Below are 15,236 nucleotides of genomic sequence, written 5' to 3' on the forward strand. Positions count from 1 at the left end.
TGGTTCAGGCGGCGGCGACCCAGCGGCGAATGGGCGTGCGCGACAGGGAGGAATTGCTGTAGGCCGCGACGTGGGAGATCTCCGCCCCGACCCAGCCGGGCAGCGGCACCAGCTGGTCGGGATGGGACAGTTCCACCTCCGCGATGACCAGCCCGGCGTTGTCGCCCTCGAACACATCGATTTCCCAGCACAGGCCGCCATAGGTGACCCGATAACGGGTTTTCTCGATCAGCCCTTCGCGGCAGGATTCACGCAGCAGACGCGCGGCGTAATCGGCCGCGATCGGGTATTCCAACTCTTCCCGGCACAGGCCGCGACGGCGGCTTTTCACCGTGATGGTGCCATGGTCTCCGGCCAGCCGGACCCGGACCGTGTTCTCGCCATCGGAAGGAAGATAGCCTTGAACGATGCGGACACCGTCCCGGCAGAATCGGCGGACGTCCTTGCGGACCAGAAACCGTCGCTCGATCTCGATCGCCATGGCTCTCGCCTTTCGGCATATTCCGTCGCCCGAAGGCTATCCGGATCGATGTGGCGGCGCAACAATGCGGGGCGCACATGCCGGTCGGCGCAGCCATGCGGTATTACCACTTCTCCCCACAATCCGGCACGCGCGCCCGGCACGCCGACTCCGAACATCAAACCCGATTTCGTGTAGAGTGGGGCCATGTCCTTCGATCCGACCCCCTGGCTGATTCTGTTCGCGCTGTACGGCGCCCCCCTGCTGCACATCCTGCTGTCCCCGCGCGGCGGGCCATGGCGGCCGCCGCCTGGATCGCGCTGCCCCTTCGGGCCGCGGGTCGGGTGGCTGGTGATGGTGCTGATGCTGGGGCCGGTCGGCTGGCTTCTGTTCGCCCTGCGCCGCCCCCAACGCCGGGGCTGAGAACGACTCGGCGGGAGTCCCCGGACCTGCGGCCCGCTGGCTCCCGCCGAATCGAAACTCCCATCAAGCACAGGCCGTCGAACGGCCGTTGATCGCCTTTCTTACCGCAGACCCAGGAAGGACAGGATCAGCAGAACAACGACGATGACACCGATGATGTAGAAAATGTTGGCCGGCATTCTTGAAGTCTCCTCCATCGATTGCCCCGTGAAGGGGCGGTTCTCGCCACGGTGGGCGGCATCGCACGGACAACGGGGCGCCGCCCCGGACGTTCCGGCCCGGCGATTTCGTCGCTAGATCCGTCCCATCAGCAGCAGGACGATCAGGATGATCAGCAGCACGCCGACGATCCCGCTCGGGCCGTAGCCCCAGGAGCGGCTGTGCGGCCATGCCGGAACCGCACCAAGAAGCACCAGGATCAGGATGATCAGCAGTATGGTGCCGACGCTCATGGCATCCTCCGATATGACGGAAACACAATGAGCAAAACGCGAACTCGACTTTTTTGTTCCTACAATGCGCGAGTGCTTGGCCTCGACGCAGAACGATAGGGCGAATTGGAACATCGCCTTCGGGTGCCGAAATTACGTCATCCAATCGGCCCGCCGCGTCGCGGCGACCGCTTCCACAGTTTGAGGAACAGCGACAGCTTCTCCCGCCCGTCGAGCCGTTCGTCCGACAGCGCCTCCAGAAAATCGGCCAGACGCTTGGACTTCACGACGCTATAGACGATCAGCCCCACCGTCGGCACCAACACCGCCAGGAACAGCAGGACCCGCGTCGCCAACGGCTCGTCCGCCGACGCGATCAGGTTCATGCCGAGGAAGCCGGTCACCAGCGTTCCGATGGTGCTGACCACCGTCACCACGGTCAGACGCAGCACCGTGTTGGCCTGTCGGCGCAAGCCGTCGCTGTCGAGATAGTCGCTCATATCCTGCACCTCGTCGCGGATCTCGGCGTAGAGGCGCTCCGTCGCCAGATGCCCGGACCACAGGCGGAACAGGTCGCGCAGCGGTCCCTGGATCGACAGTTCATGGAACCAGTAGCGGTGGGTGAAGCGCAGGAAAATTTCGAACACCTGCCGGATGTCGCGCTTGAAGACCTTCACCGTTTCGACTTTGCCGATATCCAGCCGGCTGACCGCCATCACCAGACGGTCCGATAGCATCAGCAGCGCAGCGCGGTGGAAATGCGCGACCAGCCCCAGCAGGAAATACTGGTGCCGGAACTGCCCGAGCAGCCCCGTTTCGCCATCGGTGTAGAAGGGATCGCCGTCCGGCCCGACCATGACCATCGCGTGCCCGCAGCACAGGATCCGGCTGCGCGTCCAGCCGCCCTCGACCGCCGGATCCCAATAACGGTCGTAGCAGTAACGTTGCTCGAACCCGTCCAGAAAGTTCGGCGCGAAGGGCAGCCTGTCCCTTTCCCCCGGCGCCGTCGCGAAGGCCAGCCGCACCCAGTCGGCACGCGTCAGCCGCTCCGGCTCGTCCAGCGACAGATAGGCGACCGCCGGCATCCGCTGATACTCCAACGGCCGGTAGCGCAGCAGCCCCGGCTCGCCCGAATGGTGCAGCACCAGTGGACGCAGCAGGAAAGCCCAATGCGCCGCGATGTAGGGCGCCCGGTTCCGGCAGACGAAGGACAGGTACTTGTCCTTGCACTCGTAGTCGGAGACGGCCAGCACCGTCCCGTTCACGCCGATCCATTCCACCAGATGCGGGCACTGCACGCCGGCGCCATCCGCGCTCCACCCCGACGGGTAGGTGCGGCCCAGCCGGAACAGCGTGTCCTGCACCTGGGGCAGCGGCATGTCCTCGCCCACCACCTCCACCACCAGAATGGCGATGTCCACGTCGTGGAAGAAGTACAGGTCCACATGCGCGATGCCGAGGGTCAGCACCGCCTCTCCCCTGCGCAGGGTGACCCTGACGCCGGCCACGTCCCGGCGCCGGAACACCCGGATCGGTGAGCCGCCGTAGCCCGGCCGGAGATCGCCCGTGGTGCCTTCGCCGTACAGGAAGCGCTGCACATAAGGCAGGAAAGCGACGAATTCGCTGTAATGCCGCTCCTTGAAGTCGGCGGGGTCGAGGGTGAACTCGTCCACCACCTCCTGCCACGCGCAATCGGGGCCACCCAGCCATTCCCAATGGTTCTGGATTTGAGCGTCCGCTTTCAGCGGCATCAGCTGCACGGGCCACAGCAGGATTTCCCGGAACTTGCGCACCCGAATCTTATCGTCCGTCATGGCGCACCTCCCCCGCTTGGGATCCTAACAGCCCGACGTACAAAGGAGGGAATTTTGCGACACGGCCGCGCGGCAATAGCTCGTTAACCATAACGGCGGATGGTCGGCTCAAATTTTAACCAAAGCAGCCCCTCCGCGAGATTGCTCATGGCCGTAAAGCCCACCGCCGCCGGGCCCACCTCCACCGGACTTTTCGCCCTCTACGCCCGCGTGTTCCGTGAAGCGAAACGTTTCCGTCCGCACCTGACGGGCCTGCTTCTGCTCGGCATGCTCGGCACGCCCATCGGCCTGCTGATGCCGCTTCCGGTGACCATCGCCGTGGACAGCGTGATCGGCGGCAAGCCGTTGCCCGGCGCGGTGGCGTCTTCGGTGCCGGCGGGCCTGCTGGACAGCCCGCTGCTGCTCGCGGTGGGGCTGGTGGTGTTCGTGGCGCTGCTGACCCAGTTGCACGGCCTCGCCGACCGCCTGCTGCGCGACTGGACCGGGCAGCGCATGGTCGCCGACTTCCGCGCCAAGCTGTTCCTGCACGCCCAGCGCCTCGCCCTCGTCCGCCACGACAGCAAGGGCATTTCCGACGCGCTGAACCGCATCGAGGACGACGCCAGCGCCATCCAATGGCAGATCAGCCATGTCATCCTGCCCTTCGTTACCTCGGCGGCCTATTTCGTCGGCATGGTGTGGGTGACCGCCCTCATCAACCCGAAGCTCGCCATCGTCGCGCTGGCCGTGTCGCCGCTGTTCGCGCTGCTGACCGCCCTGTCGCACCACCGCCTGCGCAGCCGCTGGGACGCGGTGTGCGAGAAGGACAGCGCCGCCAAGTCGGTCCTGCACGAAACCCTGTCCGCCCTCCGTGTCGTCCGCGCCTTCGGCCAGGAGGAGCGCGAGGTGAAGCGTTTTGCCGAGCGCACCGACGACCTGATCCGCAGCTTCATGCGCGCCGCTGTGGCGGAAAGCGGCCTGGGCTTCCTGGTCTCCGTCCTGCTGGCCTCCGGCACGGCCGCCGTTCTCTACATCGGCGTCACCGACGTGCAGGCGGGCGTGCTGACCGTGGGTGAACTGCTGCTGGCCCTGTCCTACCTCGCCCAGCTCTATCAGCCGCTCCAGAACATGGGCCATCAGGTAGCCGCCCAGCAGAAGCTGATGGCCAACCTGCGCCGCGCCTTCACTCTGCTGGACGAGACGGCCGACCCGGCCGAGCGACCGAACGCCAAGCCGATGCTGCGCGCCATGGGCGACATTGCCTTTTCCGACGTGTCGTTCGACCACGGCACCGGCCGTTCGATCCTGCGCGACATGACCTTCGCCATCCCGGCCGGCAGCCGTGTGGGCATTGTCGGCAAGTCGGGCGCCGGCAAGTCGTCCATGATCGGCCTGCTGACCCGCCTCTACGACCCGAAGACCGGCGGCGTGTACCTCGACGGCAAGGATCTGCGCGACCTGCGGCTGGCCGACCTGCGCCGCCAGTTCGCCATCGTCGGGCAGGACACGATCCTGTTCTCGACCACCGTCGCCGCCAACATCGCCTACGGCCGCCCCGACGCGACCATGCGGGAGATCGTCGCCGCCGCGAAGGCCGCCGACGCGCACGACTTCATCATGCGCCTGCCGGAGGGTTACGACACGCCGGTGGGCGAGCGCGGCATGCGCTTCTCCGGCGGCGAGCGCCAGCGCATCGCGCTCGCCCGCGCCTTCCTGTGCGACGCGCCGATCCTGATCCTGGACGAGCCGACCAGCGCTGTGGACCAGCGCACCGAACAGGCCATCATGGACGGCGTGGAGCGCCTGATGGAGGGCCGGACCACCTTCATGATCACCCATCGCCTCGCCACGCTGCGCGACTGCGACGTGCTGATCGAGATGGAAGCCGGCCGCATCACCAACGTCACAACCGATGTTCGCCAGTGGGTGTCCGGAATGAGTCTGGCCGCGTGATCTCACGGCGGCAAGACCGGCAGGCCGTGACATCGCGTACGCGTTAACCTTCACGAAAGCCGCCGCCTTCTACCGTTTGCGTTCGAACAGCCTCGGGACGGATGGAGCTTCGGGAATGGCGCGCTGGTTTGGGCTTCTGCTGCTCGGCTTCCTGCCCTTTGGCACCGCCCTGGCGGACGAGCCACCGGCCACGACCTGCGCCGGTGATGGTGGCGGGCGCCGATGCACAGCCTCCATGGTGCAGAGCTTCGCCAACAACCGGGGCGGCCTCAACGAGGTCAGCGTCAGCGTCGTGCGCGACGCCGCCTGCACCACCCTGCACATCGTCTTCGACGCGCCCATCGCGCTCGACCGCCCGGTGTCGCTGACGGCGGACGGCGCCCCGCCGCAGCGCTTCTACACGCCGGGCGAACTGGCCGACCTCGCCCGCGCGCTGGACGGCGGCGCTCAGCCCCTGTCGCCCGCACCGGAGGTCGCCAGCTTCCTGACCCAGGTTTCCACCGGCGCCATCGCTGACGCCGATGCCGGCCCGGAGATGATCAAGCGCTTCGCCGCCATCAAGGAACCCCGCCGCGTCGGCCTCACCTGCGGGCCTATGGAGCGACTCCAGCCATTGATTCACGCCGGCCACCCGCTGCGCCTGGAATTCCAAGTGGAGCCGCGCGCCGTCACCCAGGTCTATCACTGGCCGAGCTTGGGAACACGGACGGTGGATCTGCGCCTGGAGGAGCTTCTGGCCTCCCTCGATGTGGCGATGCCCGGTTCGTGAGGCTGAACCCCATCGCTTTTGAGGGTTAATCGAATTGCCTCCTTGACATATCCCTGTATTCTCGACGGAAGTACACAGTTGTGATGGGTGGAGCGCGCCCTTCGGCGCCCCCATCATCACAGCTGCCGGTATGAGGACACCGGCATACAGGGTCATCACGCGGGAGGGGGGCGGACGGTGTTCGGCTTTGCGCGCAAACTGTGGTCAGAGCCGGAGCCCATCGCGGCGTCGGTGCCGCGCGGGGTGCGTGTCTACGCCGTCGGGGACATCCACGGCCGGCTCGACCTTCTCGACCAGATGCTTGGACAGATCGAGCGCGACGCCGCAACGGCAGGCGATCTCGTCAAATACATCGTCTTTCTCGGCGACTATGTGGACCGTGGCCCGCATTCGAGCACGGTGATCGAGCGGCTGGCCGGCGGTCCCTCGCCCGGCTTCGGGGCCATCCACCTGCGCGGCAACCACGAAGCCGCGATGCTCGACTTCCTGGAGGACATTCGGGTCGGGCCGAGCTGGATCACCTACGGCGGCGGCGCCACGCTGGGCAGCTACGGTGTCATGCCGCCGGCCGAGGATGCCCCCGCCGAGGTTCTGGCCGCCGCGCAGGAGCAGTTCCGCGCCGCCCTGCCCGCTCATCATCGGACGTTCCTGAAGGGCCTGCGGAACAGCGTCACCATCGGCGACTACATGTTCGTTCACGCGGGCGTCCGCCCCGGCGTGCCGCTGGACCGCCAGGACTCGCTGGACCTCATCTGGATTCGCGACGAGTTCCTGAAGTCCCAGACCGACCACGGCAAGGTCGTCGTTCACGGCCACACCATTGCGTTGCAGCCGGAAATCCGGCCGAACCGCATCGGCATTGACACCGGTGCCTTCGCCACCAACCGGCTTACCGCCCTGGTCCTGGAAGACACCGACCGCCGCTTCCTCTGTACGGTTTGAAGACCGTCACGCCGACGGCGTCTCCGGCACGCCCTGGGTCAGCAACGTGGTCAGCCAGCGGAAGTCGTTGGGCACGTTGTTGGCCCTGAGGGCACTTTCCACCACCTGAAGGGCTTCCTCGGGCTTCGGCGGATGCGGATCCGGAGTCTGCGCACCATCGCCTCCGTCCGCCTCGCCGACGCTCTGGGCAAAAACGCTGACCGCGCCGACACCAAGACGGTGCTGGACCGTGGGAGCGGGTGACACCGACGTCGCCAGCATCTCGGCCGGCTCGGCACCGGCCGACGCGCCGACGCCGTTTAACTGCTCCAGCATCGCCGAGAATTGACCGGCCAGGTCCCCAGCCTGACGAGGCGCACCCGTGCCTTTGCGCTCCAGAAGCTCTTCAGCCCGGATGCGCATCAGCTGGGTGGCGTCGCTGTTGGCCATCATCGTCATGGGAACTACCCTGCGGCGTTCGGCAACCACGACGAACTAAGCAAAAACCGGACCACGGAATGTCACAAGGGAACGCCAAACGTTCGGCGCGGCCTTATCCCTCAACTCGGCAGAATTTTCCGCCTTACCCGGCAAAAACGTCCACAGGGGTGGGCAGTTTTCTCCCACCCCCAAGTCGACCTTTAATCGCGAAAGTTGATGTATTGAAGCGGTTGTTCGATCTTCATGTTGCGGACCAGCTGAATGGCCTCTTGCAGATCGTCGCGCTTCTTGCCGGTGACGCGCAATTCATCCCCCTGGATGGAAACCTGGACCTTCATCTTGCTGTCCTTGATCCCCTTCACAATGGTTTTGGCGAGGTCCTGGGCAATGCCCTGCTTGACCGTGACCACGTGACGCAGTGCGTCTCCCGCGGCGCGCTCCGGCTTCTTGGAGAAATCCAGCGCGGCCGCTTCCAGCTTGCGGCGCGTCACGTAGACGCGCAGCAGTTCCTGCATCTGCTGAAGCTTGGGCTCGTCGTCGGCCAGCAGGGTGATGTCGTTCTCGTTGCGCTCGACGGTGCAGCGGGAACCCTTGAAGTCGAACCGGGTCTCGATCTCCCGGCGGACACCGGCGAGGGCGTTGTCGATTTCATGGATGTCGGTCTTGGACACGATGTCGAACGACGGCATGGCGGCTTCTTCCCTTGAGGGCTGTCGATTTTGCCGGAACCGTAGACGAGGCCGCCCCCTATCTCAAGTCGCCCTTATGTTGGCTGCCCCGGATGCTGGAACTCGATGCCCGGTCCGCCGTTGCCGGGGCTGTTCTGATAGGGTTTGTCCGGCATCTTCGGCTGCGGCTGCGCGTAGAAGCGCGGTTCGCGGTCGTCCCAGGACCGCTCGAACGGAAGACGCATCATCGGCTGCGTGCCGTTGCGCTGAGCCTCGCGCTGGGCCTCCTGAAGCTGTTCGGCCATCCGGCGGTCCCAGGGCAGCCGGTACAGGTTCGGCTCCTGCTGCCACAGCAGCGTCAGATAGATCGCCTCGTTCTCCACCACGGTGGAGCTGAGCACCGTCGCCTCCTCCACGTGGGCGCCGAGCCACTCCAGAGTTACCGGCTTCGCCCGGCCGAGCAGCGTGGCCGGCGCGGCGTAGACCGCCGGCAGCATCAGCGCGAACAGCACCAGAATGATTGCCCGCGCCATCCGGTGGCGCGCCCAGCGCAGGGCCGACAGCACCAGAAGCAAGGCGACGATGGCGACGAAGCCGAACAGAACAGTGAGGCTTTCCATGGCACACCCCGAGAAAGGCGGGTGAACGGACGACGGATCAACTCTTCGCGGATCGCAACGGCTTGAACAGCGCGTGCAGGGAGCCCGGCACCAGTTCGCCCCGCTCGGTCAGGGAGAAGCGGAAGGCCGTGACCTCCTGCCCCTCGTGGTCGAGCCGGACGCGCGTGGCGGCGATGGTGGCCGCGCCCGACTCGTGCTCCGCCTTCACGCGGGCGACCACCCGCACCCAGATCGGAAACACGTTGTCGAGGTTGCGGAACAGGTGGACGTTGACCGTGTACTCGCCGGGTGGAATCCCGCGCGAGAAGGAGGTTTCGAAATTGATCTCGGTCGGATCGGCGTAGCTGCCCAGATCGTCGCGCAGCAGATTGAAGATCAGGCCCGACTTGTTGGAATAACCGACCGGCACGTCGCCCGGCGCCTGCACCCACAAATCCACGTCGGTGCGCAACTTGTCGTCCCAGCGGGCTTCGACGATGACGTTGCCGGGAGGGTCTTCCGACGACGTGCCGGTGCCCTCCTTTCCCTTGGGATTGATGTGCGGCAGCAGCAGCAGGACCATGCAGATAAAGCCGGCGAGCGCCAGCGTGATCATGTCCCGGAACACCGTGCCGGTGTCGTCGCCCTCGTGCCAGGGGTCAAACATGGGCGGCCCCGCCGCTCAACTCGGCGTGCGGACCAGCCTGGGGTCTCGGAATGGGAACGCCGGCCCCGCCTTCGGGACCGTCACCGTGCGCCGCGTCGATCAGAGCCGCCGCCAGATTGGCGGTTCCCGTCGCCAGCAGCTGGTAGTTGGCGGTGAGCCACAGATTCAGCACCGAGCCGACCAGCGTGGTGTAGAGCGCAATGCCCATGCCGTGGATCATCGTGCCGACCATGCCGCCGATGGCCCCGGCGTCCGACGCCTGCCCCGGATTGACGCCGTTCAGCGCCTCGACGAAGCCGACCACCGTGCCGATCAGGCCCAGCATGACCAGCGCGTTGCCGATCTGGCGGATGAAGATGATGCGCCCGAACAGCCGCAGTTCCAGCGCGCGGGTGGCGTTGGCGCTGCCCGAGACGGCGATGGCCTGCCGGTAGGCGTCGAGCCGGCCGCCATGCCCGCGCTCGATATGGTCCAATTCGACCGTCACCTTTTCGATCCGCCACGCCACGGCGACCAGGGCGGCCAGGAAAAGCAGAAAGATGATGATGCAGATCCGGCTGCTGTCAGCCCGGATGATGGTTTCGATCCAGCCGTTCATCCACGCCAGCGCAAGGCCCGCCGCGCCGAACAGGTTGATGGCGGCGAAACGGCTCCACAACAGCCATTGGTTCATCGGCGCACCCTGCCGGAATTGCACGGTTACGGAGCCGTGTGACGTTGGCCCGTCCAGCAATGAACCCCGGCCCCTCGGCAAGAGTTCCACGCGCACGCGGTGCCTTTACGGGCATTTCCCATGGAACTTTCGGACAGGTATCCGGTTCTTTGCGCGGTCCCAGCGATGCGACATGAGGGAGGGAGTCATGCAGATCCGGGAAATCATGACCCGGCAGGTCGAGCTTGTGAACCCGAACACTCCGTTGAAGGAAGCGGCACGCATGATGCGCGACGCCGACATCGGCTTCCTGCCGGTCGGTGAGAACGACCGCTTGGTCGGCACCCTGACCGACCGCGACATCGCCATCCGGGCTGTGGCGGAGGGCAAGGATCCGAACAACGCGAAGGTGGCCGACGCGATGACGCCGGAAATCGCCTACGCCTTCGAGGATCAGGACAGCAGCGAAGCCGCGCAGATCATGGCCGAGAAGAAGATCCGCCGCCTGCCGATCATGAGCCGCGAAAAGCGCCTCGTCGGCGTTCTGGCCATTGGCGACCTCGCCACCAAGACCGGGGACGACGATGTGGTCGGCCAGACCGTCCAGGATGTGAGCGAACCCGGCAAGGGCCGCCGGTAAGCAAAAGGCAGACAAAACGCCCCTCCCCGTCTTCAAATGGGAGGGGCGTTTTTATGCCCGCGTCTTACTTGATACCCTTGGAGTTCAGGAACGGGCCGTACTTCTTGTCCGTGCCCTGGATGTGCTTCACCAGCCAGTTCTTCAGGAAGTTCATGACCTCCATGCTGAGCGTGGCCGTGGCGCCGGCATGGTACTTCTTCTGGACTTCGATCACCTGCTTGGCGAGCGCATCGTGCTCGGCCTTGTGCTGAGCGTAGTCGCCATAGCCGTGCTGCTGAAAATAGCGCTCCTCGTTGGCGAAGTGCGTCTTGGTGTAGGCGATCAGCCCGTCCAGGATCTTGCCCAGCGCTTCCTTGCCGTGCCCGCCCTGCACCGCGTCGAACAACTCGTTGACCATGGCGACGAGCTTCTTGTGCTCGTTGTCAAACTGCGTCACGCCGACGCTCAGCTTGTCGTTCCACTCCATCAGCGGCATTTTTGTTTTCCTTTCTCGCAACGAGAAGAAAATTACGTCCTGGCGGGTAAAAAACCCCTGCTTTTGCAAAGGTTACGCGCTTTGCCGCTTGGATTCAACGGGTGGTAGGTCCGAAGGAGCATGCTGGGGGCGCGGCACCGCGTCGCTGGCAATATTTCTTCTTTTCCGCACACTCGTTTACAAATTATTCACCTGAAGATGAAGAAAATTTCTCACAACGCAATCTTTGGCGGTGGAGGTGACGGTGGAGGTCAAGGCGTATGAACCGGTCACTCTCCCGGTGACCAGCAAAATCACGATATCGAACCCGGCTGCGGCTGTTGTCGGCACGGCTCCCCACACCGACGGCGACACCGTGACCCTGTCGGACCGGGCCCGCCGCCTGCTGACCGAGGCCCCCGCACCGTCACAGGAAGACCTCGACCGTCTCGCCAAGCGCATCGCCGAACCGGTCCGACTGACCCGAGAGCCGGATCTTGCCAGCCTCGGCGAAGGGCTAAAGGGCGACTACAACGCGCGCTTCACCGGCTTCGTGCGCAAACTCCTGGGCCTTTCGGAGGACGAAGGCGTCACGCTTACCGGCGCCGTTGCCGGGATGCTGAAGAACCTGGCCGCCAAGGCCGGGATCGAGCCCCCAGAGGGCGAGGAGCTCAAGGAGGAGGACACCGGCGGCGTCTCGATGATCGAGATCCACTTCTCCGACCGCAAGGGTGGCGGGTCCGCTCAGATCATGATCGACGAGGAGATGCTTTCCGCCCTCGCGGACGAGGCGTCAGCCCTGAATCCGTACACGTCGCAGCGCCGCACCGTGAACCTGACCAAGCCCGAGAACGTCGAGCAGCGCAGCCGCGCGCAAGGCCTGAAGGATGCGTTGCGCGAAGGGCCGTTCGGCGACTTCTGGGTGGAGAAGCCGCACAAGAGCATGGCCTCGCCGACCGCACAATCCGTGTACGCCGTTGCGGACGGCGATGGCGGCGAGAAGCCGCTGTTCCTCATGCAGACGGAACACCAGAACGCCTTTGTCCGCGACAAGGCCGGTGACGTGTTCCAGCGGCTCGCCAGGGCGCTGTCCGGGGCCCTGACCTGACGGAACGTCCTGAGATGATGGAACCATAACGCCCTCCCCCTGTTGGAAGGGCGTTTCCATCATTTTAGGAACAAATCATGAACAAGGATCAGCATCCCAATCCGAAGACCGGCGACGATGTGTCCAACCGCAACAAGGACCCGAACGACTGGACCACCGGCGACGAGCCGATGACCGGCGCCCAGGCATCCTACCTGAAGACGCTCAGCGAAGAGGCCGGCGAGACATTCGACGACAGCCTCAGCAAGGCCGAAGCGTCCAAGCGGATCGACGCTCTTCAGGACAAGACCGGCCGCGGCAAGTGAACGGCGGCGCGGCCTTTCCCGACTGGCCCTGCCCTACGCCATCTCCTCGGCGTAGTGGCAGGCGACCAGCCGCTCGTCCACCGGGCGCAGGGCCGGCACTTCGGTCGAGCAGCGTTCGGTGGCATACGGACAGCGCTTGTGAAAGGGGCAGCCCGGCGGCGGGTTCAGCGGCGAGGGCAGTTCACCCTTCGGAATGACCCGCTCGGCCCGCAGCGCCGGATTCACGCGCGGCGTGGCGGCCAGCAGGATCCGCGTGTAGGGATGGCGCGGACGTTCGAACACCACGTCCTTCGGACCATGCTCCACCGGGCGGCCGAGGTACATCACCATGATCGCGTCGGCGATGTGCCGCACCACGCTCAGGTCGTGGGAGATGAACAGATAGGCGAGGTTCAGCTCTTCCTGCAAATCCATCATCAGGTTCAGAACCTGCGCCTGGATCGACACGTCAAGCGCCGACACCGGCTCGTCCGCCACGACCACGCGCGGGTTCAGCATCAACGCGCGGGCGATGGCGATGCGCTGGCGCTGGCCGCCGGAAAACATGTGCGGGTAGCGGTCGATCTGGTCCGGGCGCAGGCCGACCTTGGCCATCATGCCCAGCGCCTTCTCCCGCCGCTCCTGCTTGCCCATGGGCGTGTTGATGACCAGCGGCTCGGTCAGGATGGAACCCACGGTCTTGCGCGGGTTCAGCGATCCGTACGGGTTCTGGAACACCATCTGGACAGTGCGGCGCAGCTCCTTCATCTCCGCCGCCGTCCGCCCGACCACGTCGCGCCCGTCGTAGAGCAGTTGCCCCGACGAGGGCGGCTCGATCATCGTGACGGACCGCGCCAGGGTGGACTTGCCGCAGCCGGACTCGCCGACCACGGCCAGGGTCTTCCCGGCCTCAAGCTGGAACGACACACCGTCCAGCGCCTTCACCGTCGCCGGTGGCTTGAAGGCGCCGCGCTTCACGGCGTAATGCTTGCGCAGATGAATGGCTTCCAGCACGACCGGCCCGGTCGTCGGCATGGTTTTGGTGAGGAAATCGCTCATCGCAAGGCCTCCTCGACGCCCACGGGGCCATCGGGAAGAGGATAGAAGCAGCGCGCCCTGCCGGCATCGACGTCGAACAGCGCCGGCCGCTCGATGCGGCAGCGCTCCGTAGCGAAGCGGCAGCGCGGGTTGAACAGGCAGCCCTGCGGCCGGTCGGAGATGCCGGGCACCACGCCGGGGATCGTCGGCAGCCGCCGCTTGCCCAGCGCCCGCTCGGGCAGCGCGTCCAGCAGCGCGCCCGTGTACGGGTGGCGCGGCGCCTTGAACAGGTCGGCCACGGGGCGCGTTTCCGCCACCTGCCCCGCGTACATCACCACCACGCGCTGCGCCGTCTCCGCCACCACGCCCATGTCGTGGGTGATGAGGATCAGCGCCATGCCCCGCTCCTTCTGGAGGCGGACCAACAGGTCGAGGATCTGCTTCTGGATGGTCACGTCCAGCGCCGTCGTCGGCTCGTCGGCGACCAGCAGGCGCGGGTTGCAGGCGATGGCGATGGCGATCATCACGCGCTGGTTCATGCCGCCGGAGAGCTGGTGCGGGAAGGCCGACAGGCGGCTTTCCGGGGCGGGGATGCCGACCTGCTCCAGCAGTTCGATGGCGCGGTTGCGCAGCGCCTTGCCCGACAACCCCTCATGCACCTTCAGCGTTTCCATGATCTGGAAGCCGACGGTGAAGCAGGGATTCAGGCTGGTCATCGGCTCCTGGAAGACCATGGCGACGTCCTTGCCGGTGATCTTCCGCCGCGCCGACGGGTTCAGCGTCAGCAGGTCCGTTCCGGCGAAGCTCATCCGGTCGGCGACGACCTTGCCGTTGGAGCCCAGCAGGCCCATGACGGCCAGCGAGGTCACCGATTTGCCGGAGCCGGACTCGCCGACGATGCCGACCACCTCGCCCTCGTCCACGGTGAGGTCGATCCCGTCCACCGCGCGGAAGGTGCCGGCGCGGGTGGTGAACTCGACGGACAGGTTTTTGATGTCGAGAAGAGGCATGATGCGGATCAGCGTTTCAGCTTGGGGTCGAGCGCGTCGCGCAAGCCGTCGCCCAGCAGGTTGAAGGCCAGCACCGTGACCAGGATGGCGACGCCGGGCCAGGTGACGACCCAAGGCGCGCGCTGGAGGAACTGGAGCGAGGAGGCCAGCATGGTGCCCCATTCCGGCGTCGGCGGCTGCGCGCCGAGGCCGAGGAAGCCCAGCGCCGCCGCGTCCAGGATGGCGGTGGAAAAGCCCAGCGTCGCCTGCACAATCAGCGGTGCCACGCAGTTCGGCAGGATCACCACCAGCATCAGCCGCAGCGGCCCCGCCCCGGCGACGCGTGAGGCGATGACGTAGTCCTTGTTCGTCTCCGCCATCACCGCCGCGCGGGTCAGTCGGGCGTAGTGCGGGATCACCACGATGGACACGGCCAGCATGGCGTTGACCAGCCCCGGCCCGAGGATGGCGGCCACCACAACGGCCAGCAACAGGCTGGGCAGCGACAGCAGGATGTCCATGAAGCGCATGGTCAGCACATCGACCATCCCGCCGAAGAATCCGGCGACCATGCCCAGCGCCAGACCGACCGCCAGCGACAGCGTCACCACGATCAGGCCGATCATCATCGACAGCCGCGCGCCGTAAACCAGGCGGGACAGCATGTCGCGCCCGATGTCGTCGGTGCCCAGGACAAAGCGCCAGCTTCCCCCGTCCTGCCAGACCGGCGGGACGAGAATCGCCTCGCGGTACTGGATGTTGGGGTCGTGCGGGGCGACCACGTTGGCGAACAGCGCCACGAAGGCGATCAGCAGGATCACCGCCAGACCGATCATGGCCCCGGTGTTCTGCCGGAAATGGTACCAGAACTCGACCAGCGGGTGCGGCGGCTGGGAGGTCGGGACGGTGGCGGCGATCGCCGTATCCTTGACTTCGGTCGTCATCG

The 15,236-nt window shown here is 65.9% G+C and carries 19 protein-coding genes; 7 read left to right on the forward strand and 12 right to left on the reverse strand.

The window, feature by feature from the left end; all coding sequences use genetic code 11:
• Positions 1-4 precede the first annotated feature (4 nt).
• The gene (locus J2852_RS15625) at positions 5-481 is read right to left on the reverse strand and encodes a CYTH domain-containing protein (RefSeq protein WP_209877090.1); all 477 of its coding nucleotides are present in this window, start codon (positions 479-481) and stop codon (positions 5-7) included.
• Between the two features lie 186 nt (positions 482-667).
• On the opposite strand from J2852_RS15625, the gene J2852_RS15630 reads away from it, so the two are divergent.
• Positions 668-883: a hypothetical protein gene (locus tag J2852_RS15630; protein WP_209877092.1), complete on the forward strand. Its 216-nt coding sequence runs from the start codon at positions 668-670 to the stop codon at positions 881-883.
• 293 nt (positions 884-1,176) lie between these two features.
• Here J2852_RS15630 and J2852_RS15635 read toward each other — a convergent pair whose 3' ends face one another.
• Both J2852_RS15635 and J2852_RS15640 read right to left on the reverse strand, forming a co-directional pair.
• Positions 1,177-1,335 (reverse strand): DUF3309 family protein, encoded by a 159-nt coding sequence (locus tag J2852_RS15635; RefSeq protein WP_209762500.1) that lies wholly within the window; start codon positions 1,333-1,335, stop codon positions 1,177-1,179.
• Between the two features lie 137 nt (positions 1,336-1,472).
• The gene (locus tag J2852_RS15640; protein ID WP_209877094.1) at positions 1,473-3,128 is read right to left on the reverse strand and encodes a CorA family divalent cation transporter; all 1,656 of its coding nucleotides are present in this window, start codon (positions 3,126-3,128) and stop codon (positions 1,473-1,475) included.
• Between the two features lie 147 nt (positions 3,129-3,275).
• On the opposite strand from J2852_RS15640, the gene J2852_RS15645 reads away from it, so the two are divergent.
• The 3 genes from J2852_RS15645 to J2852_RS15655 all read left to right on the forward strand — a co-directional run bounded on the left by J2852_RS15645 (position 3,276) and on the right by J2852_RS15655 (position 6,771).
• Positions 3,276-5,060 (forward strand): ABC transporter ATP-binding protein, encoded by a 1,785-nt coding sequence (locus J2852_RS15645; RefSeq protein ID WP_209877096.1) that lies wholly within the window; start codon positions 3,276-3,278, stop codon positions 5,058-5,060.
• Positions 5,061-5,175: 115 nt separating this feature from the next.
• Positions 5,176-5,829: a hypothetical protein gene (locus J2852_RS15650; protein ID WP_209877098.1), complete on the forward strand. Its 654-nt coding sequence runs from the start codon at positions 5,176-5,178 to the stop codon at positions 5,827-5,829.
• A gap of 177 nt (positions 5,830-6,006) precedes the next feature.
• Positions 6,007-6,771 carry a metallophosphoesterase family protein gene (locus J2852_RS15655; RefSeq protein WP_209877101.1) on the forward strand — a complete coding sequence of 255 codons (765 nt, stop codon included), beginning with the start codon at positions 6,007-6,009 and terminating at the stop codon, positions 6,769-6,771.
• A 6-nt stretch (positions 6,772-6,777) separates the two neighbouring features.
• Here J2852_RS15655 and J2852_RS15660 read toward each other — a convergent pair whose 3' ends face one another.
• From J2852_RS15660 to J2852_RS15680, 5 genes are all read right to left on the reverse strand, one after another.
• On the reverse strand, positions 6,778-7,209 hold the full coding sequence (locus J2852_RS15660; protein ID WP_209877102.1) for a hypothetical protein: 432 nt from the start codon (positions 7,207-7,209) through the stop codon (positions 6,778-6,780).
• 182 nt (positions 7,210-7,391) lie between these two features.
• Positions 7,392-7,880: a YajQ family cyclic di-GMP-binding protein gene (locus J2852_RS15665; RefSeq protein ID WP_209877104.1), complete on the reverse strand. Its 489-nt coding sequence runs from the start codon at positions 7,878-7,880 to the stop codon at positions 7,392-7,394.
• A 74-nt stretch (positions 7,881-7,954) separates the two neighbouring features.
• Positions 7,955-8,479, reverse strand: coding sequence for a hypothetical protein (locus J2852_RS15670; protein WP_209877106.1), 525 nt, complete (start codon positions 8,477-8,479; stop codon positions 7,955-7,957).
• 37 nt (positions 8,480-8,516) lie between these two features.
• The gene (locus tag J2852_RS15675) at positions 8,517-9,125 is read right to left on the reverse strand and encodes a hypothetical protein (protein WP_209877108.1); all 609 of its coding nucleotides are present in this window, start codon (positions 9,123-9,125) and stop codon (positions 8,517-8,519) included.
• A complete protein-coding gene (locus J2852_RS15680; protein ID WP_246499701.1) occupies positions 9,118-9,798 on the reverse strand; it encodes a MotA/TolQ/ExbB proton channel family protein in 681 nt (226 codons plus the stop codon). Before J2852_RS15680 ends, J2852_RS15675 begins: the two co-directional genes overlap by 8 nt.
• A 187-nt stretch (positions 9,799-9,985) precedes the next feature.
• Here J2852_RS15680 and J2852_RS15685 point away from each other — a divergent pair, with 187 nt between their 5' ends.
• Positions 9,986-10,417 (forward strand): CBS domain-containing protein, encoded by a 432-nt coding sequence (locus tag J2852_RS15685; RefSeq protein ID WP_209877109.1) that lies wholly within the window; start codon positions 9,986-9,988, stop codon positions 10,415-10,417.
• 64 nt (positions 10,418-10,481) lie between these two features.
• Here the strand turns inward: J2852_RS15685 and J2852_RS15690 are convergent, their stop codons facing one another.
• Positions 10,482-10,892: a bacteriohemerythrin gene (locus tag J2852_RS15690; protein ID WP_209877111.1), complete on the reverse strand. Its 411-nt coding sequence runs from the start codon at positions 10,890-10,892 to the stop codon at positions 10,482-10,484.
• A 280-nt stretch (positions 10,893-11,172) separates the two neighbouring features.
• On the opposite strand from J2852_RS15690, the gene J2852_RS15695 reads away from it, so the two are divergent.
• Both J2852_RS15695 and J2852_RS15700 read left to right on the forward strand, forming a co-directional pair.
• On the forward strand, positions 11,173-11,979 hold the full coding sequence (locus J2852_RS15695) for a hypothetical protein (protein WP_209877113.1): 807 nt from the start codon (positions 11,173-11,175) through the stop codon (positions 11,977-11,979).
• Between the two features lie 77 nt (positions 11,980-12,056).
• Complete coding sequence (locus J2852_RS15700) at positions 12,057-12,284, forward strand: DUF3072 domain-containing protein (protein WP_209877115.1); 228 nt, start codon at positions 12,057-12,059, stop codon at positions 12,282-12,284.
• A 33-nt stretch (positions 12,285-12,317) separates the two neighbouring features.
• On the opposite strand, the gene J2852_RS15705 is transcribed toward J2852_RS15700, so the two are convergent.
• The 3 genes from J2852_RS15705 to J2852_RS15715 are packed head-to-tail and all read right to left on the reverse strand — an operon-like array spanning position 12,318 to position 15,234.
• A complete protein-coding gene (locus tag J2852_RS15705; protein ID WP_209877118.1) occupies positions 12,318-13,322 on the reverse strand; it encodes a peptide ABC transporter ATP-binding protein in 1,005 nt (334 codons plus the stop codon).
• A complete protein-coding gene (locus J2852_RS15710; protein ID WP_209877120.1) occupies positions 13,319-14,311 on the reverse strand; it encodes an ABC transporter ATP-binding protein in 993 nt (330 codons plus the stop codon). Before J2852_RS15710 ends, J2852_RS15705 begins: the two co-directional genes overlap by 4 nt.
• 8 nt (positions 14,312-14,319) lie before the next feature.
• Entirely contained in the window at positions 14,320-15,234 is a 915-nt protein-coding gene (locus tag J2852_RS15715) for an ABC transporter permease subunit (RefSeq protein ID WP_209877122.1), read from the reverse strand.
• Between the last annotated feature and the right edge of the window lie 2 nt (positions 15,235-15,236).

The sequence above is a fragment of the Azospirillum soli genome (assembly GCF_017876165.1).
Classification (GTDB): Bacteria; Pseudomonadota; Alphaproteobacteria; order Azospirillales; family Azospirillaceae; genus Azospirillum; species Azospirillum soli.

What these genes read in the sequence shown, in the direction of transcription:
- J2852_RS15630 (WP_209877092.1), top strand. Translation starts at nt 668, where the DNA reads ATGTCCTTCGATCCGACCCCCTGGCTGATTCTGTTCGCGCTGTACGGC.
- J2852_RS15705 (WP_209877118.1), bottom strand. Translation starts at nt 13,322, where the DNA reads ATGAGCGATTTCCTCACCAAAACCATGCCGACGACCGGGCCGGTCGTG.
- J2852_RS15645 (WP_209877096.1), top strand. Translation starts at nt 3,276, where the DNA reads ATGGCCGTAAAGCCCACCGCCGCCGGGCCCACCTCCACCGGACTTTTC.
- J2852_RS15670 (WP_209877106.1), bottom strand. Translation starts at nt 8,479, where the DNA reads ATGGAAAGCCTCACTGTTCTGTTCGGCTTCGTCGCCATCGTCGCCTTG.
- J2852_RS15650 (WP_209877098.1), top strand. Translation starts at nt 5,176, where the DNA reads ATGGCGCGCTGGTTTGGGCTTCTGCTGCTCGGCTTCCTGCCCTTTGGC.
- J2852_RS15675 (WP_209877108.1), bottom strand. Translation starts at nt 9,125, where the DNA reads ATGTTTGACCCCTGGCACGAGGGCGACGACACCGGCACGGTGTTCCGG.
- J2852_RS15625 (WP_209877090.1), bottom strand. Translation starts at nt 481, where the DNA reads ATGGCGATCGAGATCGAGCGACGGTTTCTGGTCCGCAAGGACGTCCGC.
- J2852_RS15710 (WP_209877120.1), bottom strand. Translation starts at nt 14,311, where the DNA reads ATGCCTCTTCTCGACATCAAAAACCTGTCCGTCGAGTTCACCACCCGC.
- J2852_RS15680 (WP_246499701.1), bottom strand. Translation starts at nt 9,798, where the DNA reads ATGAACCAATGGCTGTTGTGGAGCCGTTTCGCCGCCATCAACCTGTTC.
- J2852_RS15660 (WP_209877102.1), bottom strand. Translation starts at nt 7,209, where the DNA reads ATGACGATGATGGCCAACAGCGACGCCACCCAGCTGATGCGCATCCGG.
- J2852_RS15635 (WP_209762500.1), bottom strand. Translation starts at nt 1,335, where the DNA reads ATGAGCGTCGGCACCATACTGCTGATCATCCTGATCCTGGTGCTTCTT.
- J2852_RS15690 (WP_209877111.1), bottom strand. Translation starts at nt 10,892, where the DNA reads ATGCCGCTGATGGAGTGGAACGACAAGCTGAGCGTCGGCGTGACGCAG.
- J2852_RS15665 (WP_209877104.1), bottom strand. Translation starts at nt 7,880, where the DNA reads ATGCCGTCGTTCGACATCGTGTCCAAGACCGACATCCATGAAATCGAC.
- J2852_RS15640 (WP_209877094.1), bottom strand. Translation starts at nt 3,128, where the DNA reads ATGACGGACGATAAGATTCGGGTGCGCAAGTTCCGGGAAATCCTGCTG.
- J2852_RS15685 (WP_209877109.1), top strand. Translation starts at nt 9,986, where the DNA reads ATGCAGATCCGGGAAATCATGACCCGGCAGGTCGAGCTTGTGAACCCG.
- J2852_RS15700 (WP_209877115.1), top strand. Translation starts at nt 12,057, where the DNA reads ATGAACAAGGATCAGCATCCCAATCCGAAGACCGGCGACGATGTGTCC.
- J2852_RS15715 (WP_209877122.1), bottom strand. Translation starts at nt 15,234, where the DNA reads ATGACGACCGAAGTCAAGGATACGGCGATCGCCGCCACCGTCCCGACC.